The 23,242-nt window shown below is 43.8% G+C and carries 23 protein-coding genes; 15 read left to right on the top strand and 8 right to left on the bottom strand.

Going from position 1 to position 23,242, the window contains the following annotated elements; all coding sequences use genetic code 11:
- Position 1: 1 nt before the first annotated feature.
- The 5 genes from rodA to CRENPOLYSF2_RS07085 all read right to left on the bottom strand — a co-directional run bounded on the left by rodA (position 2) and on the right by CRENPOLYSF2_RS07085 (position 5,558).
- Positions 2–1,132 carry a rod shape-determining protein RodA gene (gene rodA, locus CRENPOLYSF2_RS07105; RefSeq protein ID WP_087143258.1) on the bottom strand — a complete coding sequence of 377 codons (1,131 nt, stop codon included), beginning with the start codon at positions 1,130–1,132 and terminating at the stop codon, positions 2–4.
- Entirely contained in the window at positions 1,110–2,981 is a 1,872-nt protein-coding gene (mrdA, locus tag CRENPOLYSF2_RS07100) for a penicillin-binding protein 2 (RefSeq protein ID WP_087143257.1), read from the bottom strand. Before mrdA ends, rodA begins: the two co-directional genes overlap by 23 nt.
- A gap of 14 nt (positions 2,982–2,995) precedes the next feature.
- The gene (mreD, locus tag CRENPOLYSF2_RS07095; RefSeq protein ID WP_087143256.1) at positions 2,996–3,478 is read right to left on the bottom strand and encodes a rod shape-determining protein MreD; all 483 of its coding nucleotides are present in this window, start codon (positions 3,476–3,478) and stop codon (positions 2,996–2,998) included.
- On the bottom strand, positions 3,471–4,373 hold the full coding sequence (gene mreC, locus CRENPOLYSF2_RS07090) for a rod shape-determining protein MreC (protein WP_245807932.1): 903 nt from the start codon (positions 4,371–4,373) through the stop codon (positions 3,471–3,473). Before mreC ends, mreD begins: the two co-directional genes overlap by 8 nt.
- Positions 4,374–4,514: 141 nt before the next feature.
- On the bottom strand, positions 4,515–5,558 hold the full coding sequence (locus CRENPOLYSF2_RS07085; protein ID WP_087143254.1) for a rod shape-determining protein: 1,044 nt from the start codon (positions 5,556–5,558) through the stop codon (positions 4,515–4,517).
- Positions 5,559–6,039: 481 nt separating this feature from the next.
- Between CRENPOLYSF2_RS07085 and gatC the strand changes: the two genes are divergently transcribed.
- The 4 genes from gatC to CRENPOLYSF2_RS07060 all read left to right on the top strand — a co-directional run bounded on the left by gatC (position 6,040) and on the right by CRENPOLYSF2_RS07060 (position 10,524).
- Positions 6,040–6,327, top strand: a complete 288-nt coding sequence (gene gatC, locus CRENPOLYSF2_RS07080) for an Asp-tRNA(Asn)/Glu-tRNA(Gln) amidotransferase subunit GatC (RefSeq protein WP_087143253.1) — start codon at positions 6,040–6,042, stop codon at positions 6,325–6,327.
- Between the two features lie 10 nt (positions 6,328–6,337).
- On the top strand, positions 6,338–7,789 hold the full coding sequence (gene gatA, locus CRENPOLYSF2_RS07075; RefSeq protein ID WP_087143252.1) for an Asp-tRNA(Asn)/Glu-tRNA(Gln) amidotransferase subunit GatA: 1,452 nt from the start codon (positions 6,338–6,340) through the stop codon (positions 7,787–7,789).
- Positions 7,790–7,798: 9 nt separating this feature from the next.
- Positions 7,799–9,235: an Asp-tRNA(Asn)/Glu-tRNA(Gln) amidotransferase subunit GatB gene (gene gatB, locus CRENPOLYSF2_RS07070; RefSeq protein ID WP_087143251.1), complete on the top strand. Its 1,437-nt coding sequence runs from the start codon at positions 7,799–7,801 to the stop codon at positions 9,233–9,235.
- Between the two features lie 569 nt (positions 9,236–9,804).
- A complete protein-coding gene (locus tag CRENPOLYSF2_RS07060; RefSeq protein ID WP_087143249.1) occupies positions 9,805–10,524 on the top strand; it encodes an SIMPL domain-containing protein in 720 nt (239 codons plus the stop codon).
- Positions 10,525–10,558: 34 nt separating this feature from the next.
- On the opposite strand, the gene CRENPOLYSF2_RS07055 is transcribed toward CRENPOLYSF2_RS07060, so the two are convergent.
- A complete protein-coding gene (locus CRENPOLYSF2_RS07055; RefSeq protein ID WP_087143248.1) occupies positions 10,559–11,854 on the bottom strand; it encodes an MFS transporter in 1,296 nt (431 codons plus the stop codon).
- Between the two features lie 175 nt (positions 11,855–12,029).
- Here CRENPOLYSF2_RS07055 and CRENPOLYSF2_RS07050 point away from each other — a divergent pair, with 175 nt between their 5' ends.
- The 11 genes from CRENPOLYSF2_RS07050 (at position 12,030) to CRENPOLYSF2_RS07000 (ending at position 21,477) form a co-directional block, all read left to right on the top strand.
- On the top strand, positions 12,030–12,707 hold the full coding sequence (locus CRENPOLYSF2_RS07050) for a uracil-DNA glycosylase (protein WP_087143247.1): 678 nt from the start codon (positions 12,030–12,032) through the stop codon (positions 12,705–12,707).
- A gap of 2 nt (positions 12,708–12,709) precedes the next feature.
- Positions 12,710–13,249: a ribosomal protein S18-alanine N-acetyltransferase gene (gene rimI, locus CRENPOLYSF2_RS07045; RefSeq protein ID WP_087143246.1), complete on the top strand. Its 540-nt coding sequence runs from the start codon at positions 12,710–12,712 to the stop codon at positions 13,247–13,249.
- Positions 13,250–13,678: 429 nt separating this feature from the next.
- Positions 13,679–13,882 (top strand): DUF2281 domain-containing protein, encoded by a 204-nt coding sequence (locus CRENPOLYSF2_RS07040; protein WP_087143245.1) that lies wholly within the window; start codon positions 13,679–13,681, stop codon positions 13,880–13,882.
- Between the two features lie 796 nt (positions 13,883–14,678).
- Positions 14,679–16,478, top strand: coding sequence for a translation elongation factor 4 (lepA, locus tag CRENPOLYSF2_RS07035; protein WP_087143277.1), 1,800 nt, complete (start codon positions 14,679–14,681; stop codon positions 16,476–16,478).
- A 42-nt stretch (positions 16,479–16,520) separates the two neighbouring features.
- On the top strand, positions 16,521–17,297 hold the full coding sequence (gene lepB, locus CRENPOLYSF2_RS07030) for a signal peptidase I (protein ID WP_087143244.1): 777 nt from the start codon (positions 16,521–16,523) through the stop codon (positions 17,295–17,297).
- Positions 17,298–17,339: 42 nt separating this feature from the next.
- The gene (locus CRENPOLYSF2_RS07025) at positions 17,340–17,717 is read left to right on the top strand and encodes a DUF4845 domain-containing protein (RefSeq protein WP_087143243.1); all 378 of its coding nucleotides are present in this window, start codon (positions 17,340–17,342) and stop codon (positions 17,715–17,717) included.
- On the top strand, positions 17,714–18,397 hold the full coding sequence (gene rnc / locus CRENPOLYSF2_RS07020) for a ribonuclease III (RefSeq protein WP_087143242.1): 684 nt from the start codon (positions 17,714–17,716) through the stop codon (positions 18,395–18,397). Before CRENPOLYSF2_RS07025 ends, rnc begins: the two co-directional genes overlap by 4 nt.
- The gene (gene era, locus CRENPOLYSF2_RS07015) at positions 18,394–19,278 is read left to right on the top strand and encodes a GTPase Era (protein WP_087143241.1); all 885 of its coding nucleotides are present in this window, start codon (positions 18,394–18,396) and stop codon (positions 19,276–19,278) included. The genes rnc and era overlap by 4 nt, the downstream gene beginning before the upstream one ends.
- Positions 19,268–19,990, top strand: a complete 723-nt coding sequence (recO, locus tag CRENPOLYSF2_RS07010; RefSeq protein WP_087143240.1) for a DNA repair protein RecO — start codon at positions 19,268–19,270, stop codon at positions 19,988–19,990. Before era ends, recO begins: the two co-directional genes overlap by 11 nt.
- Positions 19,983–20,729: a pyridoxine 5'-phosphate synthase gene (gene pdxJ / locus CRENPOLYSF2_RS07005; protein WP_087143239.1), complete on the top strand. Its 747-nt coding sequence runs from the start codon at positions 19,983–19,985 to the stop codon at positions 20,727–20,729. Before recO ends, pdxJ begins: the two co-directional genes overlap by 8 nt.
- Positions 20,730–20,742: 13 nt before the next feature.
- Positions 20,743–21,477 (top strand): PP2C family protein-serine/threonine phosphatase, encoded by a 735-nt coding sequence (locus tag CRENPOLYSF2_RS07000; protein ID WP_087143238.1) that lies wholly within the window; start codon positions 20,743–20,745, stop codon positions 21,475–21,477.
- A 26-nt stretch (positions 21,478–21,503) separates the two neighbouring features.
- Here CRENPOLYSF2_RS07000 and CRENPOLYSF2_RS06995 read toward each other — a convergent pair whose 3' ends face one another.
- Together CRENPOLYSF2_RS06995 and CRENPOLYSF2_RS06990 are read right to left on the bottom strand one after the other, a co-directional pair.
- Positions 21,504–22,463: a sigma-54 interaction domain-containing protein gene (locus CRENPOLYSF2_RS06995; RefSeq protein WP_087143237.1), complete on the bottom strand. Its 960-nt coding sequence runs from the start codon at positions 22,461–22,463 to the stop codon at positions 21,504–21,506.
- 10 nt (positions 22,464–22,473) lie between these two features.
- Complete coding sequence (locus CRENPOLYSF2_RS06990) at positions 22,474–23,205, bottom strand: sulfite exporter TauE/SafE family protein (RefSeq protein ID WP_087143236.1); 732 nt, start codon at positions 23,203–23,205, stop codon at positions 22,474–22,476.
- Between the last annotated feature and the right edge of the window lie 37 nt (positions 23,206–23,242).

Below are 23,242 nucleotides of genomic sequence, written 5' to 3'. Positions count from 1 at the left end.
ATTAACGGGGTAATAGTTTTCTGTGCGTGTGTATCGACATTAAAATGCCAAAACCAGCTTGTAAGGTAACAGCCGAAGTGCCGCCGTAACTGATTAACGGCAGTGGCACGCCAACCACCGGTAATATGCCAATCACCATGCCAATATTAACGAAAACATAAACAAAAAAAGTAAATGCCAAGCTACTGGCTAATAAGCGGCAGTAAACGTCTTGTGCTTGTACAGCAATATAAAGACAGCGGCCAATAATAAATAAGTACAGGGTCAGCAAGCCTAAACAACCAAATAAGCCAAATTCTTCGGCAAATACCGCAAAAATAAAATCAGTATGGCTTTCGGGTAGAAAGTTAAGCTCGGATTGGGTACTGCCGGTCCAGCCTTTACCGTAAATCCCACCGGAGCCAATAGCAATTTTCGATTGAATAATGTGATAGCCTTTACCCAAGGGATCAGCTTCGGGGTTGAACAAGGTAATAACACGGGATTTTTGATAGGGAATCATAAAGTGCCAGATGATCGGCGCTAAGCCTGCAAGTAAACCTGCTAGACCTGCGATAAGCCACCACGATAATCCTGCAAAAAATAACACACCCGCACCGGCACTGGCCACTAATATGGCAGTACCTAAATCTGGTTGTTTAGCGATCAACAAGGTGGGTATTAGGATAAGGACGATAGCAATACACAAATGCTGTGGTCTTGGCGGTAAAGGGTGTTGCGACATATACCAAGCGATCATCATCGGTGTGGTAATTTTGATGATTTCCGAGGGCTGAAATTTCATAAAGCCTAAGTCTAACCAACGCTGTGCGCCCTTGCCTATCGTCCCCATAATTAATACGGCCAGCAGCAAAAAAACGCCCAAGCCAAATAAGCCAGCCGAGTAATGTTTCAATTGATTAGGATTGACATGCGCGAGCAGTATCATCAGGCTAAATGCCATGACCATACGTGTGGCTTGGCGAGTTAACATCCCCATATCTTGTCCGCCTGCGCTGTACAGGATGAAAAGGCTTAGTAATGAGGTGAGTACCAAGGCAATAAACAGCGGAATATCAACATGTAACCTCCTGAGAATATTGCCTAAAACGGAAGGTCGCTGAAAATGCTCATGGCGGGTTTCGGTTCTCACCAGTGCCTCCTAAAAATTGCTTGATAACTTTGGCGGCGATAGGTGCTGCGACTGAGCCACCGTGACCACCGTGTTCGGCAATAACGGCAACAGCAATTTGTGGGTTATCTGCCGGGGCAAATGAAATAAATAACGCATGATCATGCAATTTAAAACCGATGCTTCTTTCATTATATTTTGCGCCTTGTTTAATATTAAACACTTGTGCAGTACCTGTTTTACCCGCAATTTGGTAGTTTATGTCGTGACCTATGCTTTTTGCCGTACCGCCAGCACCGTGTACCACGTTAATCATGGCTGAAAAAATGCTGCTGACATTGCTGGCATTTAAATGTAGGTTGTCCTGGTGGATTTCAGGGCCTTTAGTGGTGGCGGTGGCGGCAACAATTTTATCAACTAAAAAAGGTGTGACGACATCGCCTTTGTTGGCTAAAGTGGCGGTAGCACGCGCCAATTGCAGGGGGGTAACCAGTGTAAAGCCTTGGCCTATGCCGGTAATAAGGGTTTCACCAGGATACCAACGTTGTTTTTTTTCGGTCATCTTCCATTCTTTAGAGGGATAAACTCCTGCTTTTTCACCCATGAGATCAATGCCGGTTTTTTCGCCAAAGCCCATTTTTTGCATAAAATTATGCATACGCTCTATACCCAGTAAATTGGCCAGACGATAAAAGTAGACATCGCAGGATTGGGTGATTGCAGCACTCATATCCACGGAGCCGTGACCGGATTTTTTCCAGTCGCGGAAACGGTGTTTATCATTAGGTAATTGATAAAATCCTGGGCAGTGTAGTCGGGTTTGCTTGCCGATGGCTTCATTTTCAAGCCCTGCCAATGCAATAAACGGTTTAACGGTAGAGCCTGGTGGATACAAGCCGCGTAGAGCGCGATTATATAACGGCTGGTCATCTGACGAGGTTAAGGCCTTGTATTCGGGGCCGCTGATGCCGGATACAAAAGGGTTGGGGTCAAAACCGGGTCTACTGGCAAATACTAATACGCCGCCAGTTTTAATCTCAATCGCTACCACCGCGCCATTGAATTTATCCAGGGCATCGTAAGCGGTTTTTTGTAAATCTATATCTAAAGTAAGATAAAGATTTGCCCCTGCGACAGGATTGACTTCATTTAAGGTTTTAAGAGCCCGCGCCTGTACGTTGGTTTCCATTTCTGCATAACCGGTTTTGCCATGTAATGTCGTTTCATACGAGCTTTCTATGCCCAGTTTACCCACGTACGTGGAGCCGCTGTATTCAGTCGTTGGTAAAGATTTAAGGTCTTTTTCGTTGATACGGCCTACATAGCCCACCACATGTGCGGTTAATTCTTTGAAAGGATAGTTTCTGACCAGATGGGTTTTGATGTCTACACCGGGAAAATACGGCCTGACCACGGCAAATTTTACCATCTCGTCGTTAGACATATTGGTCAGTAGCGGTGTGGGGGCAAAACGTTTTTGTCGTATTCTAAGTTTATGGAATAATTCAATTTTATCAGGCGATATAGTTAATAATTGTTGCAGACGCTGTAGCGTTTTTTCAAGATTTTCGGGCTCTTTGCCAGTTTTTTCTGGTGTTATTTCTAAGGTAAAGGTTTGGGTGTTTTCTGCCAGTACTCGGCCTTTACGATCGTAAATCATGCCGCGTGTGGGTACCAGCGGTGTGATTTTAATGCTGTTTTCTTTGGCTTTGGTTGAGTAAAGTTCGTGTCCTACAATTTGCAAGTACACCAGTCTTGTAACCAAGCCTGTGGTTAGTAAAGCAATAAAAATAAAAGCCGCGACGATACGATTGAGAAATATCCGCTCTTCCAGAAATTTATCTCGGATGGAGTAATTATGCGATGGCATTGTATTCTCCTGATTTACTTTGAGTTATGCAGAAGACGAACAAAGCGCAGTGTTTTGTAAACCAGTGGCCAACACACGGTGCCGGTTAATACCGGTAACCAAAAAATCGCTGGCAGCTGACCTGGTGTGTGTAGGCTTTTTATCCAAAAAAGTAATAATTGCGAGACTAGCAGAAATAAAAATATAAACAATTGTTGTTGCAACAATGGAAAAGGTCGTAGTCGTTTATGAAATTTTATACAGGCATAACTGATTAAAGAATACGCCAAGGCATGTTGTCCAAATAGTCTGCCAGTGAGTACATCGGTTAACAGGCCAAACGTCCAGGCGTGGAATATACCAACACGTTCAGGTAAGGCTAATGTCCAGTAAATCAGTGTCAGTAACACCCAATCTGGATTGAGGGCAACCATAAAGTCTGGCCAAGGTGCTATTCTTAAAATCATCGCAATAGCAACGGTTGATAAAATACGGCCAAGACTGTATTGGTCAATCATGGTTGCTTTTCTGTGTGGCAGGTTTACTGGTTGTTGTGGGTATTGCGGTATCTAGCGGCTTAAGTACGGTATTTTTTGTATCAGCTTCGCTGGTTGTTGGGGCTACGCCTAAGGGAATTGGGGTGGATTTCGTCCACACAATCATTAATTCCCTGTTCCTGTCGAGCATGGCTTTAGGGGTTGCGGTAATAGCTGGGAACGGTTTGGTTGATTCAGGCGTAAAATCATCAACAACACCCACCGGATAACCCGGCGGAAAAGTACCGCCCAAGCCCGATGTAATGAGTAAATCGCCAGGACGAATATCGGCATTATTGGGCAAAAATGGTAAGTTTAAGCGGTTAAGTTGGCCGCTGCCTACCGCAATGGTTAACAGGCCGTTGCGGTTGATTTGTACAGGGATAGCGTGGTTAAGATCGGTAATAAGCATAATTTCCGAGCTAAACGGCAGCGCCCTAAAAACCTGTCCGACAATGCCGTTGGTATCAAGTACCGGTTGTTGGGCATGGACACCAAAGCGAGTGCCTTTATTAACCACAACAATATGTTCATACGGTGCCATCTTAATGGACAGCAGCTCCGCAATGAGTACTTGTTCACCCAGCTTAAATGAGTTTTCTAATAAAGCGCGGAGACGGATATTTTCTTTTTCTAAGGCATCAAATTTAAGTAATTTGGATTTATTTATATATTGCTCTTCGCGCAAGACTTTGTTTTCTGCTTTTAAGCTTGTTTGCGAACTGATGGCTGTCTGGGTATTTTTAAAAACCATGACAGGCATATCAACCAAATATTTTAATGGGTCAATTAAAACTGACAAACCTGAGCGTAAGGGATCTAAGCGAGGACTTTTGTGTTCAGTTATCAGTAATGCTATAGAAGCAATAAGAGCCACAAGTAGACGGGCTGTGCTGGATGGGCCGGTAGCAAATATAAGTTTTATGGCGGGTATCTCGTATTTGGTTAATTAAAGCCATGCGACCGAGTTAAATTATTTCGGTCGCTACCAGAGTAAATAATTTATTTATGTGGAATGTTATTCTAAAGAGAATGTTGATACGCCTTTTTTGTCCAGCATTTCTAATACCATGCCGCCGCCTCTAGCAACACAGGTAAGTGGGTCATCTGCAATGTAAACGGGTAAGCCGGTTTCTTCGGATATTAAACGATCAATATCTTTTAGCAAAGCGCCGCCGCCCGTTAAATAGATGCCGCGATTAGCAACATCAGAACCTAGCTCTGGGGGAGTTTGTTCTAAGGCTAACTTTACTGCGCCAACGATGCCAGACAGTGGCTCTTGTAATGCTTCCAGAATTTCATTGCTGTTTAGTGTAAAGCTGCGCGGTACGCCTTCGGCTAAGTTGCGGCCTCGCACTTCAATTTCTCTGACTTCACTGCCTGGGTATGCAGCGCCGATTTCAATTTTTATCAGTTCTGCGGTAGCTTCACCGATTAAGGTGCCATAATTTCTACGCACATAGCTAATGATGGCTTCATCAAAACGGTCGCCACCGATGCGAACAGATGATGAGTACACGATACCATTAATAGAAATAATAGCGACTTCCGAGGTGCCGCCGCCGATATCTAATACCATAGAGCCAGAGGCTTCATCTACTGGAAGACCTGCGCCGATAGCCGCCGACATAGGTTCTTCAATTAAATACACTTCGCGGGCACCTGCCATTGCAGCCGATTCGCGAATGGCGCGGCGTTCAACTTGGGTTGAGCCACACGGTACGCAAATTAAAATGCGTGGACTTGGACGCAGCCATTTATTTTCATGTACTTTATCGATAAAATAACGCAGCATGCGTTCGGTGACGGCAAAGTCAGCAATAACACCATCTTTTAAAGGGCGTATGGCTGTAATATTACCAGGGGTTCGTCCTAGCATTTGTTTGGCTTCTGCACCTACCGCAGCAATAGTTTTGTGGCCACGTACTTTGTCTTCTTTTATGGCAACAACCGAGGGTTCATTAAGTACTATTCCTTGGCCTGGCATGTAAATCAGTGTGTTAGCAGTTCCCAGATCTATGGACAGGTCATTAGAGAACATGCCGCGAATTCTTTTGAACATTTCTACTTGTATCCTTCAGCAGGCGATAATAAAAAATAAGTGTACTTTATCAATCAAGCGGGTATTTGAGCAAGATATAAAGTATTATACGATTGAAATATGTGTAAAAAAACATTGTCTTGAAATAATGCCCTAATTGTTTAACTAGAGTGTCTGTCAAGTAGCTTTTACAGTTACTTTCTGCACTTAATACGTTAGCTATTTTTAAAGTAAAAATAGCACAGCTTAGATATTTAATTTTAGTAAGTTAATAAATATTGTTTTAGCAATAACCATGCCTATTTTTTATGTTGCTGAATAATAAATGATGTTTTTTTGTGTATGGATTTAACTGTGCATATTTTTTTAGAAAAGCTAAAAAAATTGACAGTAAGCAAAAAAATACGCTGATTATTAGTGGTTGGATTAAGTGAAGTAATGCGTGTTTAGTATTATTTTGTTGATTTTTAGAGTATTTTAATATTTTTTTGGGTAAAAAATAATGTCGTTAACGGCGAGTGATGTAAAGAAAATTGCGCATTTGGCGCGGCTAGGGATAGATGAGCTGGATATTGAGGCTTACACCCATGACTTATCTGGCATGTTGAATTTAATGGTGCAGATGAGTGATCTGAACACTGACGGCATAGAACCTATGGCGCATCCTATGGAACAGGGTCAACGTTTAAGAACAGATGAAGTAACCGAGCGGGATCAGCATAAACAATTTCAGGCGATTGCGCCACAAGTAGATTCGGGACTTTATTTAGTGCCCAAGGTTATTGAGTAAGGACACTATCATGCACACTAAAACCATTATTGAACTGGCGCAGGGTTTGCGTGCCGGTGACTTTTCCAGCGTTGAGTTAACGCAAACTTTCCTAAATAGAATTAAGCAGTATGACACGCTTAATGCTTATATCACTGTTACCGAAGACTTGGCCTTGCAAACGGCTCAAGCGGCTGATTTAAAATTGGCGACAGGTGAAGCTAATTTACTCACCGGCATTCCTATTGCCCAAAAAGATATTTTTTGTACCCAAGGTGTTAAAACCAGTTGTGGTTCTAAAATGCTGGATAATTTTTTGGCACCCTATAACGCCACGGTGATAGAAAAATTTAACACTGCGGGCGCAGTAATGCTAGGTAAGCTCAATATGGACGAGTTTGCGATGGGCTCTTCCAACGAAAACAGTTATTACGGTGCGGTTAAAAATCCTTGGGATCTGAACGCTGTACCCGGCGGCTCGTCCGGTGGTTCGGCGGCGGCGGTTGCAGCGGGTTTGGCGGTATGTGCCACCGGTACCGATACCGGTGGATCTATCCGTCAACCGGCTTCGCATTGTGGTATTACCGGTTTAAAACCCACTTACGGTCGCGTATCGCGCTATGGCATGATTGCCTATGCCTCCAGTTTGGACCAAGGTGGGCCGATGACGCGCAGTGCGGAAGATGCGGCCATCGTGTTACAGGCTATGGCGGGATTTGATCCGAAAGATTCCACTAGCGTTGACTGCGCTGTGCCGGATTATCTGGCAGGGCTTAATACCAGCTTACAAGGTTTAAGCATTGGCTTGCCAAAAGAATTTTTTGGGGAAGGGTTAGCGCCCGATGTGGCGGCGGTGATTGAGGCGGCCATTAAGGAATATCAAAAGCTTGGCGCAATCATCAAGGAAATCTCCATACCGAATTTAAACTTGGCGATCCCTGCTTATTATGTGATTGCATCCGCTGAATGCTCGGCCAATTTGTCGCGCTTTGACGGCGTGCGCTTTGGCTATCGCTGCAAAGATCCTGTCGATTTAACCGATTTGTACGTGCGCTCACGCGGTGAGGCATTTGGTAAGGAAGTTAAGCGCCGTATCCTGATGGGAACCTATGCGTTATCCGCCGGTTACTATGATGCCTATTATCTAAAAGCCCAAAAAGTACGGCGTTTAATTGCCGAAGATTTCAAACGCGCCCTGCAAGAAGTGGATGTCATTATGGGGCCGGTTGCGCCGTCGGTAGCATTTGGTATCGGTGAAAAAATCAATAACCCGATTGAAATGTATCTCTCCGATATTTACACCATTGCCATTAACCTGGCCGGTTTGCCGGCGATGTCGGTTCCGGCGGGTTTTGCACAACACAAGCCGGTGGGTCTGCACATCATCGGCAATTATTTTGCCGAACAGCGCTTATTAAATATCGCCCATCAGTATCAAAAAATCACCGATTGGCATCAAAAAAGTCCTAAAGGCTTTGAGTAGGGGATGGCTATGGAAAATTGGGAAGTCGTAATCGGTCTGGAAATCCATACCCAGCTGGCAACAAAATCAAAGATTTTTTCTGGGGCAGCGACTGCGTATGGTGCGGCACCTAATAGCCAAGCCTGTGCGGTTGATTTGGGTTTTCCGGGCGTGTTGCCGGTATTAAACCAGGAAGCCGTGCGCATGGCGGTTATCTTTGGCATGGCGATTGAGGCGCATATTGCACCTTATTCCGTGTTTGCGCGGAAGAATTATTTTTACCCTGATTTACCGAAAGGTTACCAAATCAGTCAGATGGATTTGCCCATTGTTGGCATAGGGCATCTGGATATTGACGTGGATGGCGAAACCAAGCGTATCGGCATTACCCGTGCCCATTTGGAAGAAGATGCCGGTAAGTCGCTGCATGAGAACTTTCAGGGCTTGAGCGGTATTGATTTAAACCGTGCCGGTACGCCATTGCTGGAGATTGTCTCCGAACCGGATATGCGTTCTGCCAAAGAAGCGGTGGCGTATATGCGCAAGCTGCACGAGCTGGTGCGTTATTTAGGCATTTGTGACGGCAATATGCAGGAAGGTTCGTTCCGTTGCGATGCCAATGTCTCGGTGCGCCCAAAAGGCCAGGCGGAGTTTGGTACGCGTGCCGAAATCAAAAACATCAATTCCTTCAAGTTTGTCGAAAAAGCCATTAACCATGAGGTCGAGCGCCAAATCGAGCTGATCGAAAGCGGTGGCAGAGTAGTGCAGGAAACCCGTTTGTATGACTCGGTGAAAGATGAAACCCGCTCGATGCGCAGCAAGGAAGAAGCCAATGATTACCGCTATTTTCCCGACCCTGATTTGCTGCCTGTCATTATCAGCGAGGAATTTAAAGCGCAGATTAAAGCGCAGCTACCTGAATTACCGGTGGCCAAAAAACAGCGCTTTAAAGAGGTGTATGGCCTGGATGAAGACAATGCCACGCAATTGACATCATCTCGCCCGTTGGCGGATTATTTTGAAGCCACGGTTGCAGCATCCGGCTGTGATGCCAAATTGTGTGCCAACTGGATTACCGGTGATTTGTCGGCGGCGCTGAATAAGGCGGGTCTGGAAATTTCTGATTCGCCGGTTAATTATCCACGTTTGGCGGGTTTATTGGCACGTATCAGCGATGAGACTATTTCCGGCAAAATCGCCAAGCAGGTGTTTGAGGAAATGTGGCAACATCCAGTCAGTGCTGATGATGTCATCAATGCCAAAGGCTTAAGGCAGATCAGTGATAGCGGCGCTATAGAAAGCATTATTGATGGCATTATGGCTGCTAATATGGATCAGGTTGAGCAATATCGCAGTGGTAAAGACAAGGTATTCGGTTTCTTTGTCGGGCAGGTGATGCGGGAAATGCAGGGCAAGGCTAATCCGGCTGAAGTCAACAAGAGGCTGATGGCGAAATTGAAGGGTTGATTTTGCTTGTTTTTAGCACCAGTACATCCTATGGCTCTGCCTGTAGGGTGTTTGCTGGCGCGAAATCACCCTACGATTCAACTATCTTACGCGCTATAGCGGGTAGAGATGCCATCCGTCATGGGACAATAAAAAAAATTCGTCGGCAAACAGTTCAACCCCCCAAGGTGCCAGTAGGCAAAAAAGAGCCATCGTTAAACGGTAAAGCCATAATGTTGTTGACGTAGATAAGTTGCTATGCGTAAACAAGCTGTCATTAAGGGAAGTGGGATTTTGGTAAATATTGCCTTGTTTCATGATAATACTCTCTTTAAGTGTTTTGGATGAGGTCTATAATCATGAATTTATATTAAACGGTGATGACAATTTTGTGACATTTGTATGACAGAATGTACTGAATGAAGCGCATCATTTCGCTCTGCCTGTAGGGTGGTTTGCTGGTGCGAAACCACCCTACGATTCTATAAAATCAGCCAACGTGTGGTGCAATAACAGATGGGGCGAACGCTACGTAAGCAACATATGATTGTCGTGTATCTTAATTAATTGAAACGCCTTTGGAGAAAAAAATGCAAGAAAAGCAAAATACCAGTGCATTTATTTTAGGATTGTTTATTTTTTTAGGATTAGCAGCATTAGGTTATTTTTTAGGTGATGCCGCTATTCGCTTTAAAGAATACGAACGCACCGTTGCGGTAAAAGGCTTATCTGAGCGCGAAATGCCTTCAGATATTGTTATTTGGCCGATTCAATACGCCGTAGCCGATAACGACTTGGGAAAGTTGTACGGTAGCCTTGAAAGCAATGCCAAAACTATTAAAGACTACCTATTGCAAGCCGGTATCAAAGAAGCTGAAATTACTGTTTCACCGCCTGCAATCACCGATAAATCGGCACAAGCTTACAGTGATGGTACGCATGCCGATTTTAGATATACCGCTTTGCAGGCCGTAACGGTCTATTCAAGTAACGTGGCGCTGGTGCGTACACACATGAGCGCCATTTCGGAATTAGGTAAAAAAGGTATTGCATTAACCGGCAGTAGTCAAGGACAAACGGAAGAATATTTGTACAGTCAACTCAATCAGATAAAGCCAGAAATGATTCAGGAGGCCACTACTAAAGCGCGGGAAGTGGCGCAAAAATTCGCTGGTGATTCCAACAGCAAACTGGGTAAAATCAAACAAGCTTCGCAAGGCCAGTTTACCATTGAGCCACGAGACACTAACAATCCGCATATCAAAAAAATCCGCGTAGTCTCTACCGTTGAATATTATTTGTCTGATTAAGGCAGAGGAGCCTGGTGATTAAAAGCGCTGTTTGTCAAATGGCAACCCGTCTTTGCACTAATATTAACAATCCCATGGCCATTAATAAGCCTATTGACAACACATACAGCCCTGCACTTAAATTATGCGTGGTGTCTTTAATCCAGCCCAGTAAAAACGGCCCGATATAACCGCCTAAACCGCCCAGCGAATTAATCATAGCGATACCGGCCGCAGCAGTCATATTGGTGTTGGAGAGGATTTTGGTGGGAATTGTCCAAAATAGCGTAAAACACGCCATGATGCCAGTACAGGCTATAGAAAGACTGAGTAACGATAAGCTGATCGGCGATTGAAACCACGCGCTGGCAAATAAACCCAGCGCACCCACCAGCATGCACGCCAGCATGATGCGGTAACGTTCGTTGTGCTTATCTGAATAATAGGCGATTAGCCCCATGCCGATACTGGCGCAGAGATACGGAATTGAGCTGAGCAAGCCGGTAGTAACCAAACTGGTTTGGCCAAAGTCATGGATGATTTGTGGCAGCCAAAACGAAATACTGTACAAACCCGCCACCAACAAAAAATAAATGCCACTGAGCAGCCAGATATTGGCATTGGCCAAAATTTCTTTAAATGCGGCGTGTTGAGTTACCGCCAGTTGTTGTTCGGCAGTAAGATGTTCGCGTACCAAACGTTTTTCATCGGCGGTTAACCACGGTGCATTTTCAGGCTTATCCTGCAAGATAAACGGTGCGATACAGCCTAACAGCACTGCCAGTAAACCTTCCAGTAAAAATAACCATTGCCAGCCACGTAAGTTATGGACGTTTTGCAGATTTTCCATGATCCAGCCGGAAATAGGCCCACTGATAATACCTGAAAAGGCAATGCCAAAAATAAATACGGCGGTACATTTGGCGCGGTAGCGATTGGGAAACCAATAGGTTAAATACAAGATAATGCCAGGGAAAAACCCCGCCTCACCCATGCCCAGTAATAAACGTAAGCCATAAAAACTGAGTGGGCTGTCAGCAAACATCATGGCGCTGGAAATAACCCCCCACATCAGCATAATGCGGGTCAGCCAGATACGTGCGCCAATTTTATGCAACATGATGTTGCTAGGCACTTCAAAGAAAAAGTAACCGACAAAAAAAATGCCTGCTCCCATGCCATAAACCGTATCGCTAAAGCCTAAATCACCGGCCATTTGTAACTTGGCAAAGCTGACGTTCATGCGGTCGATATAGGCAGCCACATAACCAAAAAACAAAAATGGCATTAAGCGCCAAGCGATTTTTTTGTACAGCGTGTTGGTATTGGTAGTATCAGTTGCGATAGGCATATTGAGAATGGGGAAATTGATTTACACTATGCCCATAAATAGGGCGCTTTGAGTTATTGACGGGGTTATCTTAAAATGCCTAGCATGTTACTTGCATTATGCGTTCAGTGGTAGTGCTGATAAGGCTTGGCTGATATTATGCTTATTGAAATACTGACAAGGACAATGAACCGCTTTGGATAACTCAATACGTTTACATTATCTTCAGGCGCTGGGTGTTGATGTATGGCTGCCCAAAACGTCGCTTATCGACACGCCAATCGCCGCTATTGTTGAGCAATTTATACCCGCAATAAACGATAACTGGGACGCATTGCAAGCGGAAGTTACCGACTGTAAACACTGTGTTTTGTGTGAGACGCGCACGCAGACGGTTTTCGGCTCTGGTAACAAAAATGCTGAGTGGATGATTATTGGTGACGCACCAGGCCAGCACGAAGACGCGCAAGGCCTGTCGTTTGTTGACAGTGCAGGGCAGTTATTGACAGAAATGCTGCGTGCCATTGGTTTAAGTCGTGACGCTGTTTTTATCACCAATATCGTAAAATGTAGGCCACCGAATGACCGTAAGCCCCATGTTGATGAGCTTGAAAGTTGCCATCAGTACTTATTGCGGCAATACGCCTTGGTGCAACCCAAGATAATTTTGGTACTGGGTGCATTGGCTGCTCAAACCTTGTTAAAGGTAGATGTGCCAATTTCCGAACTGCGCGGTAAAGTTCATGCTTTTAATAAATCGCCAGTTATTGTAGTCTATCACCCTGCGTACTTGTTACGCGCTCCGTCAGAAAAGCAAAAGGCTTGGCTGGATTTACAATTGGCAGTACGCACACTAAAAGATATAAAAGGTTAATTATGCGAGGGCTGTTGGACAAGATTAAAAACTTTGTAGTTTACGATGCCGATAGAGAATTTTATGCACAACTATTCCCTGATTCAGTGAGCAGAAACGATTTGTTACGTATGCGCACCATGCTGCATTCCGATTTGCCGCGTGTGATGGAGATTGAAACCAAAAACTATCCTTTCCCCTGGCAAGAAGATATTTTTACCGACTGTTTCAGGGTGGGTTATAACTGTTGGGTCTGCGAAGAGCAAGGCAATGTGCTGGCGTATTGCTTGGCATCTGTGGCGGTAGGTGAAGCGCATATCCTGAATATTTCAGTTGACCCTGCCGAACAAAAACAGGGCATAGGCCGAAAGATGATGGAGCATATTATTGAATCAGTGCGTGGCAAGGTTGAGACGGTTTTTCTGGAAGTGAGGCCGTCTAATGTTGGCGCTATTGGTCTTTATGAGAGCCTTGGGTTTAACGAAATCGGGGTTCGAAAAGATTATTACCCCGCCGAAAATGGCCGCGAAGATGCGATTATGCTGGCCTTGCAATTATTTTAACCGATATTTTTGGTGATTGATGATTGGCAGTGAGTTATTTTGCTAGTACACCAAATTGTAAATCAACAGGATTTAAATATTAACTTGATGTAGTACACAACAGCGTTTTATTCATGATTTGAAGATTTTTATTATCCTGTTTTTATATGATTTGATGTACTAGTAATAATCTGGGGAAAATACCTACTACACCAAATTGTAAATCAACAGGATTTAAATATTAACTTGATGTAGTACACAACAGCGTTTCATTCATGATTTGAAGATTTTTATTATCCTGTTTTTATATGATTTGATGTACTACAGCGTTTTCACAGTTCAATAGTTACAGCGTAACCGTTCGCACTGAGCTTGTCGAAGTGTGCCGTTCGTGCTTCGACAAGCTCAGCACGAACGGTGGCTGTAACTGTCCTAAGTTGAAAACGCTGTATGCACGGCCAAAGACTTTTACAAGAAATTGAAATCCTGCCCCCTGAACTGCAAAAACAAGTTTCGGATTTTGTCGTTTTTTTGCGCAAACAACAAAAAAACGCTATTAAAAAACGAACTGTGGGTGAATACAAGGGCAAAATTACTATCCATGATGATCTTGACGAAGCATTAACTGATGATTTTTGGCTGGATGAATCATGAACATACTCTTGGATACGCATGCTTTTTTGTGGCTGAAACATGCCCCGAAAAAATTCCTCAAAACGTATTGACAGCGTATTACGATACAAATAATGATATATTCTTAAGTATTGTCAGTATTTGGGAGATGCAGATCAAGCATCAACTGGCAAGCTTGACCTTGAATTGCCGCTCAGTGCATTAATTGCAGAACAGTGCGAAAACAATAGTTTGAAAAATATTACCTATTGAAAACCCTCATGTTTTTGCATTATTTGAATTACTTGCGCATCATAAATATCCTTTCGATAGGCTGTTATTAACCCAAGCTAAATTAGAAAATCTAGCACTGGCCAGCGCCGATAATGTTTTTCGTTATTATCTGATGTTACGCAGGCTGTCAGAAGAATCAAGGGCTGTAGCGAATTCAAAAATTCGTAACTTATTGATCTTTATAAATGGGTGCGTAACATCAGTTATTATCTGATGTTACGTAGGCAAACGAAGAATCAATGACTTACAAAGCAAAAAATAACTGTAAGTTATTGATAGTTCGTAGTCGGTGCGTAACATCAGTTATTATGATATTACGTTATTTTGGTAAAAATTTTGTTAGCCGTGTGGTCCACACGCTGTTAAGGAGTGTGATTTTTAATCCACTTTTGCAGATTCAACGTTGATGGTGGGATCTCGATCCACCTATGTCTGTTATAATCGCCCTCAAAATAATACACACCGCTAACCACATACCAAGCAGGATGAATTTGCTTGATGATTTAGGTTGGTGCTTAGTAACACACAGCCCATCGAAGACTCAGTGGATTTAAAACATATCAGAAACTTCTCCATTATCGCGCATATTGATCATGGTAAATCAACACTCGCAGATCGTTTTATTCAATTATGTGGCGGCTTAACAGCCAGGGAAATGTCAGCACAAGTCCTTGATTCGATGGACATAGAAAAAGAGCGCGGCATTACTATTAAAGCGCAAAGTGTCACCTTGGATTTTAAGGCGCAGGACGGTGAAATTTACCAGCTTAACTTTATTGATACGCCAGGGCACGTCGATTTTTCTTACGAAGTATCCCGCTCGTTAGCCGCTTGTGAAGGTGCGTTGCTGGTGGTTGATGCCGCGCAAGGTGTTGAGGCGCAAAGCGTGGCCAATTGCTACACGGCGATAGAGCAGGGGCTGGAAGTTGTTCCGGTGCTCAATAAGATTGATTTACCCTCCGCAGAACCTGAGCGCGTGCTGACAGAAATTGAAGAAATCATCGGCATACCTGCCGATGAAGCACTGATGATCAGTGCCAAAACCGGTTTAGGTGTTAAAGACGTGTTGGAGCAACTGGTGCTTAAAGTGCCGCATCCTACCGGCAATATTGACGGTCCGTTACAGGCGTTGATTATCGATTCCTGGTTCGACAGTTACTTGGGAGTGGTGTCACTTGTTCGCATTATGCACGGCAGCATCCGCAAAAAACAGAAAATCACTATCATGTCCACCGGTAAATCTTTTATCGTGGATATGGTTGGGGTGTTTACGCCTAAGCGTCTGGAAAAAGACCTCTTAAATACCGGCGAAGTGGGTTATGTGGTTGCTGGCATTAAAGATATTTTTGGTGCGCCGGTGGGCGATACCATTACCTGGACAGATAAGCCAGCCCTGGAGCAATTGACCGGTTTTCAGCGTGTGCAACCACGGGTTTTTGCCGGTTTGTACCCGGTTAGTTCCGACGATTATGAAGGTTTGCGTGAAGCGTTAAATAAATTAAACCTTAATGATGCCGCCTTGCAGTTTGAGCCGGAAACCTCGCAGGCTTTGGGGTTTGGTTTTCGCTGTGGCTTTTTAGGCATGTTGCACATGGAAATTGTGCAAGAGCGCTTAGAGCGTGAATACAATGTTGACCTGATCACCACCGCGCCGACGGTAATTTACGAGGTGATTACTCAGACTGGCCAAGTTTTGATGGTCGACAATCCGGCCAAGTTACCGGATGGCGGCATTGTTAAGGAAATCAGGGAGCCGATTATTCGCGCCAATATCATGGTGCCGGAAGCTTACGTTGGCAGTGTCATTACTTTGTGTATTGAAAAGCGCGGCGTGCAAAAAGACATGCAGTACGCAGGCAGGCAAGTGGCTTTGCATTACGAAATGCCACTCAGTGAAGTGGTGTTAGATTTTTTTGACCGTTTAAAGTCGGTCAGTCGTGGCTTTGCCTCTTTTGATTATGAGTTCTTGCGTTTTCAGGAAGCCGATCTAATCAAGTTGGATGTATTAATTAACGCTGAAAAAGTCGATGCCTTGTCAATTATCGTACACAGGGATTTGAGCAATAATCGTGGCCGCGATCTGGTTGAGAAAATGAAAGACTTGATTCCTCGGCAAATGTACGAAGTGGCTATCCAGGCGGCAATAGGATCTAAGGTTATTGCCCGTTCTACCGTTAAAGCCATGCGTAAAAACGTGATTGCCAAATGTTACGGTGGTGATATCAGCCGTAAGAAAAAATTACTGGAAAAACAAAAAGCCGGTAAAAAACGCATGAAGCAAGTTGGGAATATTGAAATTCCTCAGGAAGCATTTTTGGCCGTGTTACAACTTAATAAAGAATAGCTGCGACCAGCGTTCACCCCTATAAACTTTGGGCTTACTGTTATGGACTATGATTTTTCGTTTTTTCTGTTTATCGCCACTTTGGTTACCGGTGTTATCTGGGGTGTGTATCTGTTGATACTTAAATCCAGAAACGAAGCGTTTGATGAAGACAAAGAGCCCATCTTGGTCGAGTATGCCAGATCGTTTTTTCCGGTGGTGTTTATTGTCTTATGTTTACGATCATTTATAGCTGAACCGTTTCGCATTCCGTCGGGATCAATGATGCCTACCTTACTGGTGGGTGATTTTTTATTGGTTAATAAGTTTACTTACGGCATACGCTTGCCAGTCATCAACAAAAAAATTATTGAAATCAATGAACCCAAACACGGCGACATCGTGGTGTTTCGTTTCCCTAAAGACCCTACGGTTGATTACATTAAACGCATTATCGGTTTGCCGGGTGATAAAGTGTCGTACCATAATAAGCAGTTGTTTATTAATGGAAAATTAGCTGATCAATTGTCATTAGGTATTTATCAAGGCGTAGGGCAGGGGGTGGAAATGACAGGTTCCGAACGTTTTACAGAAAACTTAGACGGTGTCGAACACGGTATTTTAGTACGGCATGGCGCAGAATCTGCGGAAGGTGATTATGTGATACCGAAAGGCAGTTATTTTGTGATGGGCGATAACCGTGATAACAGTAATGATGGCCGTTACTGGGGCGTAGTGCCAGAAGCCAATTTAGTTGGCAAAGCCTTTTTTATCTGGATGAATTGGGATTTAGATAATAAAGGTATTGACTTCAGTCGCATCGGCACTGTTTTAAAATAAGCTACACTTCTAGGCAGTCAAATAACTTTTTCGGAGGAAAGAATGACATTATTGCCTAGTCGTCAGCGAGGATTAACCTTGATTTCAACTATTTTACTGTTGGGGGGTATCGCGGTTTTTGTATTAGTGTTGCTTAAGATAGTGCCGGTTTATCTTGATCACAATAAAGTTGCTAATGCATTGAGTGCATTGGAAAAAACAGCAGCAGTTGAGAGTAAAAGTGAATATGAAATCAGGGATAGCTTAGCAAAACGCTTTAATTTAAATTATGTGTATGATGTGACGCAAGATGATATTAAAATTACCAAACACGGCGGCTATTTGAAAGTTGCTATCCAGTACGAAGTGGTTAAAAAACTCGTCGGTAACTTGAGTATTCTCGCTGAATTTAATGACGTTATCGAGGTCGGACAGAAGTGAATAAAAAGCCACAGGTATTGTGTCATAAATTAGGCTTGGTATTCAATGATCCACAACTTTTCACACTGGCTTTAACGCATCGCAGTGTCAGCTCGTACAATAATGAGCGCTTAGAGTTTTTGGGTGATTCCATTTTAGGTTTTGTGATCGCGCAAAAACTCTTTGAAGCCTTTCCGAGCGCCAGCGAAGGCGTGCTAAGCCGCTTAAGAGCTGGCTTAGTTAATCAAAGTTCGCTTGCAGACTTGGCCAGAGGTGTGCAGTTAGGCGATTATTTATTGTTGGGTGCGGGCGAGCTTAAAAGTGGAGGCTTCCGGCGCGATTCTATTTTATCGGATGCAATGGAAGCTATTATGGGTGCTTTGTATGTGGATCAGGGCATAGAAGCCAGTCGGCGATGGATAGAAAATTTGTTTGTTGAGCGCTTGCAATCTTTATCTTTAGATAACTGGCAAAAAGACCCTAAAACCCAATTGCAAGAGTTGATGCAGGCCAAAAAACTCGACTTGCCGATGTATACCCTGATTACCATGTCCGGTCTTGCTCATGAGCAAGTCTTTAAAGTTCAATGTACTGTTTCCGTACTACCCGATTTTTGTGTAGGCGTTGGAATTTCCAGAAAAAAAGCCGAACAATCGGCGGCTGAACAGATGCTTCAGTTATTAATTAAGAGTAATCAATGAATTGTGGTTTTGTCGCTTTAATAGGTCGTCCTAATGTTGGTAAATCGACTTTGATGAATCATTTGCTGAAACAAAAAATCAGCATCACTTCGCGTAAGCCGCAGACGACGCGCCATCGTATTACGGGTATTAATACCACCGACGCGGGGCAGATTATTTATGTCGATACGCCCGGTATGCACGGCGATGGTAAACGCGCCTTAAACCATTATCTCAATAAAACCGCTGATACCACCATGTTAGGGGTTGATGTGATTGTCTGGTTGATTGACGGATTATTTTGGCATGAATACGATGACATTATATTCAAGAAGTTAGAGCAAGCTGGTTTGCCGGTCATTTTAGCGGTTAACAAGTTTGATAAAATCAAAGACAAAGACGATATTTTGGCGTTTATTGCCACTGCGCAACACCGTTATCCGTTTGAGCATTTAATTCCTATTTCGGCATTAAAAGGCAACAACCTAGAGCAACTGGAAAGTTTGATTATTAAGTTATTGCCCGAAGGTGATTTGATTTACGATGCTGAGCAAATCACCGACCGTTCCGAACGGTTTTTGTGCGCCGAGATTATCAGGGAAAAGCTGACACGTCGTTTAGGTGATGAGCTGCCTTATGAGTCCACCGTTGAAATTGGCCTGTATCAAGAAAAGCCAGGCCTTACCAAAATATACGCGGTTATTTGGGTAGAACGGATGACGCAAAAAAATATTGTCGTTGGTAAGCAAGGCGAAATGCTAAAAAATATTGGTACGGATGCGCGTATGGATATTGAAAAACTGATCGGCCAAAAAGTGTATTTACAGCTGTGGGTTAAAGTGAAAAAAGGTTGGTCAAATAACGAACGAGCCTTACAAAGTCTGGGTTTTAATGATATGTGATGCGGTCTATGAGCAAGCTGGTTTTATTTTAAAACAAAGACAGTACCGCGAAACCAGTTTAATCATTGATGTGTTCACCCAGGATTTTGGTCGGGTCACCTTGCTTGCAAAAGGCGTGCGAAAAGCTAAATCTAAAAGCGCTGCTTTATTGCAACCGTTTACAGCTTTAGCTGTTTCGTATGTGGGTTGTGGCGAACTTAAAATACTCACCCATGTTGATGTTTTGCATGCGGCACTTGAATTGAATGGGCTTGCATTGTATTGTGGCTTTTATATCAGTGAATTAATACTGTGTTTATTGCATCAATACGATCCACACCCTGATGTATTCAACGATTATAACTGTTGTTTATCAACATTGGCCTCGGCAACAGCTTTAGAAATAGAGTGGGCATTGCGGCTTTTTGAAATTAATTTAATTGAAAAAATTGGTTACGGCCTACAGTTAGAATATGATTTTATGACTGGATTGCCTATTGATGCCGCAAAAAACTATGCGTTTAATATAGAAAAGGGTCCTTATGAAGATGCGTTAGGCTACTTATCGGGTGTTACCTTGCAAGTGTTGCACGCTAAGACATTGTACGATGCCAAGGTTTTGAGCGAAGCAAAGTTACTGATGAGAAGAGTTATTGATGTGTATTTACAGGGTCGTCCGTTAAAAAGCAGGCAAGTGATGAATCAAATTATCAAAAGAACACATAATGTCTAAAAAAATGGTTTTGTTAGGGGTTAATATCGACCATATCGCTACCGTAAGACAAGCGCGGGGCGAACGTTACCCTGAACCTGTACAAGCGGCGTTAGTGGCTGAGCAAGCCGGTGCAGATGGTATTACCGCGCATTTGCGTGAAGATCGTCGCCATATACAAGACCGTGATTTGTTTTTACTAAAAGACATGATTCATACACGGTTGAATATGGAGATGGCTGTTACCGAAGAGATGGTAGCTATTGCTGTTAAACTCAAACCGTTTGCTTGTTGTTTAGTGCCTGAAAAACGCCAAGAATTAACCACTGAAGGTGGTTTGGATGTTGTCGCGCATTTTTCGCGGGTACACTCCGCGTGTGAAAAGCTTGCGGCGGCGGGTATTGAGGTGTCGTTGTTTATTGATCCTGATGAAATGCAAATTGATGCGGCGTTAAAAACCGGTGCGCCAGTGATTGAGATACATACCGGTGCTTATGCTAAGGCTAAAGCGCCCTTGCAACAGCGGCAAGAATTAAGTCGCATTAAATTAGCGGCAAGTTATGCACACACGTCGGGTTTACAGGTTAATGCGGGGCATGGTTTAGATTGTTATAACGTTGCCGCTATTTGCGCGTTACCCGAAATTGTTGAGCTGAATATCGGCTATTCAATTATTGCTCAAGCGTTGTTTAGCGGGTTACCGGCAGCGATCAGCGATTTAAAGCACGTTATGAATAATGCGCGTTTGTTGACAAGTTGATACTGGTTATTAAATGGATATCCAGTTTTATCAATTAACTTCGGCGGGTGACCGAGAAACCAATCAAGATTATATGGCGCATGTCATTAACGCTCGGTTTTCGTTGTTCGTGGTTGCTGATGGTTTGGGTGGACATTATGGTGGTGAAAAAGCCTCGCGGTTTTTTTGTCAAGGTCTGGTTAAGTGTGCAGATATTCACGGTAAGCGTATAGAAAAAAGCCCCGTATCCGCATTTACTCAGTGGATTGATGCTGCGGTAGTAGAAATGCGGCGTTTATTTGCCAGCGACATCAGTAGTTATCAGGCTTATACAACCTGCGCCATTCTTTATATGGATAATAATGTTGTGTTAACAGGGCATTGCGGCGATTCGCGTGTGTATAGAATGAATGCACAGCAAGTTGTGTGGCGCACCCGTGATCACTCCATTCCTCAGCAGTTATTTAATAACGGTATGATTACCGACCAGGAAATAGCGCGGCATCCTGAACAAAATAAGTTAACTCGCAGTATTAATGCCGAACGCCCCAGTGCGGTTGAAATTAATATTTATCCTGCACAAAAACCGGGTGATACCTTTATTTTGTGCAGCGATGGATTTTGGGGCAATATTAAGGAACAGGAGTTGTTACAGTTGGCGCAGCCAAGCAGCAATAAAAGTGATTTGGGTAAACTTGCGCAGTTATCGGTTTTGCGAGCAAACGGCATCAGCGATAATGTTACTGTGCAGTGGGTAAGGTGTTTGTAGATAAGTTTACAGTTCGGCATTACCTATCAGTGCGTAGCAAAACCGTGTTTTTGCATACGGTATAGCAACGTATCGCGTGATAAGCCCAGTAATTTTGCCGATTTGCTGCGATTACCTTTGGTGCGGCTGAGTGCCTGATGAATTAAATCCGCTTCTAAATCATCTAGTTGTAAACCATATTCTGGTAAAGTATAGTCGCTTGTTGAGGCGTGTTTGCTTTTGTAAGTGCTGAATTCAAGCGGCAGATTTTCCGGCTCAATGACAGTGCCTGCCAATAAAATAGACAAGCGCTCACACAAGTTACGTAGCTCACGAATATTACCTGGCCACGGATAGGCTTTCAAGGCTTTGAGCGCCAGTTTGCTAAATTTAGGTGCAGGCGTGTGGTGGGTCTTTTCAAACAGCGTTAAAAAGTGCGCCACCAAATAGTCGATGTCTTCGGTGCGTTGGCGCAGCGGGGGTAATTCCAGCGGCACAACATTGAGCCTAAAGTACAAATCTTGCCTAAATTCGCCATCGGCAATTTGCTTGTCCAGATCGCCATTGCTGGCGGCAATAATGCGTACATCAACGGTATAAGATTCGGTATCACCTACTGCCAAACACTCGCCGGTTTCAATAACGCGCAATAACTTGGCTTGTATGCTGATGGGCAATGAATTAATTTCATCCAAAAATAACGTACCACCGTTAGCAGCCTGAAAAATGCCTTCATTACTGCTGGTTGCGCCGGTAAACGAGCCTTTTTTATGGCCAAACAGGGTTGATTCAATCAGGCTTTCGGGTAGGGCGGCACAGTTTAAGGTTAAATAGGGCATAGCTGCACGATGGCTGGCTTGCTGGATAGCGATTGCCATAACTTCTTTCCCAGCACCGGTTTCGCCTTTTAACAGGATAGTCACATCGGTAGCCGCCGCAATTTTAGCACTGCGAATAATCGTGTCCAAAATGGGTGATTTGCTGATAATGCGATCGAAAGAACTCATGGCCTACCTCTTAATGTAATCCGGCGTGTGTCGAAATCAGTGCCATAGGGTTTAGCCAAGGCAGCGCTGCTAATAATGCGAGAGCAATCATAAAAAGGCCAATTGCTTGTTTAAAACGTCGCATTGAAGACAGTCTTGTTAGAATACCGGTCATTATACCTACGCCCATGACCGCTGGTAAAGTGCCCAGTCCAAAAAATAACATGGTGAGGGCGCTTTGTTGAGGGTTACCTGTGGTTGCAGCCAAAGCTACTGCTGAATAAATCAATCCACACGGTAGCCAGCCCCACACCAAACCAAATAGATAAGCGCGGCGGCGGGTTTTAATAGGGATGAGTTTGCGGCCAAACGGCTCGATGAGCTTCCAAAAGCGCATGCCGATTTTTTCGATATAGGCAAACCGAGGCATCCAACCAGCAATGTACAGACCCGCGCCAGTCATAATTAATGCGGAGATTAATTGCAGAATTCGGTGGCCATCAAAGCCTGGAATGGGTAGTGTAATAACCGAACTTGCAAGTCCTGCTAAAGCGCCCGCAATAGTGTAGCTGGTAATGCGGCCAGCATTGTAATTGAATACAAACGGCAATAAGCGTGCTTTATTATTGCGTATGTCTGGGCTAAGGCTAAAAGTTAGCGTGCCGATGATAGAGCCACACATACCTATGCAATGCAGGCTGCTGGCTAAGCCCATCAAAAAAGCATAGAGATAGGAGGTTGTAAAAGCTATATGAAATTCCATGTCGGGCAAACAGTACCATAGCGGGTGGGTAATATAA

Source organism: Crenothrix polyspora (genome assembly GCF_900163755.1).
Classification (GTDB): domain Bacteria; phylum Pseudomonadota; class Gammaproteobacteria; order Methylococcales; family Methylomonadaceae; genus Crenothrix; species Crenothrix polyspora.
The sequence above is the reverse complement of the archived record's forward strand: the minus strand, read 5'-3'. Positions and strand labels throughout refer to the sequence as shown.

What these genes read in the sequence shown, in the direction of transcription:
- CRENPOLYSF2_RS07025 (WP_087143243.1), top strand. Translation starts at nt 17,340, where the DNA reads ATGACATTATTGCCTAGTCGTCAGCGAGGATTAACCTTGATTTCAACT.
- CRENPOLYSF2_RS07055 (WP_087143248.1), bottom strand. Translation starts at nt 11,854, where the DNA reads ATGCCTATCGCAACTGATACTACCAATACCAACACGCTGTACAAAAAA.
- CRENPOLYSF2_RS07040 (WP_087143245.1), top strand. Translation starts at nt 13,679, where the DNA reads ATGCACGGCCAAAGACTTTTACAAGAAATTGAAATCCTGCCCCCTGAA.
- CRENPOLYSF2_RS06995 (WP_087143237.1), bottom strand. Translation starts at nt 22,463, where the DNA reads ATGAGTTCTTTCGATCGCATTATCAGCAAATCACCCATTTTGGACACG.
- gatB (WP_087143251.1), top strand. Translation starts at nt 7,799, where the DNA reads ATGGAAAATTGGGAAGTCGTAATCGGTCTGGAAATCCATACCCAGCTG.
- CRENPOLYSF2_RS07060 (WP_087143249.1), top strand. Translation starts at nt 9,805, where the DNA reads ATGCAAGAAAAGCAAAATACCAGTGCATTTATTTTAGGATTGTTTATT.
- CRENPOLYSF2_RS07000 (WP_087143238.1), top strand. Translation starts at nt 20,743, where the DNA reads ATGGATATCCAGTTTTATCAATTAACTTCGGCGGGTGACCGAGAAACC.
- rimI (WP_087143246.1), top strand. Translation starts at nt 12,710, where the DNA reads ATGCGAGGGCTGTTGGACAAGATTAAAAACTTTGTAGTTTACGATGCC.
- mrdA (WP_087143257.1), bottom strand. Translation starts at nt 2,981, where the DNA reads ATGCCATCGCATAATTACTCCATCCGAGATAAATTTCTGGAAGAGCGG.
- gatC (WP_087143253.1), top strand. Translation starts at nt 6,040, where the DNA reads ATGTCGTTAACGGCGAGTGATGTAAAGAAAATTGCGCATTTGGCGCGG.
- recO (WP_087143240.1), top strand. Translation starts at nt 19,268, where the DNA reads ATGATATGTGATGCGGTCTATGAGCAAGCTGGTTTTATTTTAAAACAA.
- era (WP_087143241.1), top strand. Translation starts at nt 18,394, where the DNA reads ATGAATTGTGGTTTTGTCGCTTTAATAGGTCGTCCTAATGTTGGTAAA.
- pdxJ (WP_087143239.1), top strand. Translation starts at nt 19,983, where the DNA reads ATGTCTAAAAAAATGGTTTTGTTAGGGGTTAATATCGACCATATCGCT.
- CRENPOLYSF2_RS06990 (WP_087143236.1), bottom strand. Translation starts at nt 23,205, where the DNA reads ATGGAATTTCATATAGCTTTTACAACCTCCTATCTCTATGCTTTTTTG.
- lepB (WP_087143244.1), top strand. Translation starts at nt 16,521, where the DNA reads ATGGACTATGATTTTTCGTTTTTTCTGTTTATCGCCACTTTGGTTACC.
- gatA (WP_087143252.1), top strand. Translation starts at nt 6,338, where the DNA reads ATGCACACTAAAACCATTATTGAACTGGCGCAGGGTTTGCGTGCCGGT.
- CRENPOLYSF2_RS07085 (WP_087143254.1), bottom strand. Translation starts at nt 5,558, where the DNA reads ATGTTCAAAAGAATTCGCGGCATGTTCTCTAATGACCTGTCCATAGAT.
- mreD (WP_087143256.1), bottom strand. Translation starts at nt 3,478, where the DNA reads ATGATTGACCAATACAGTCTTGGCCGTATTTTATCAACCGTTGCTATT.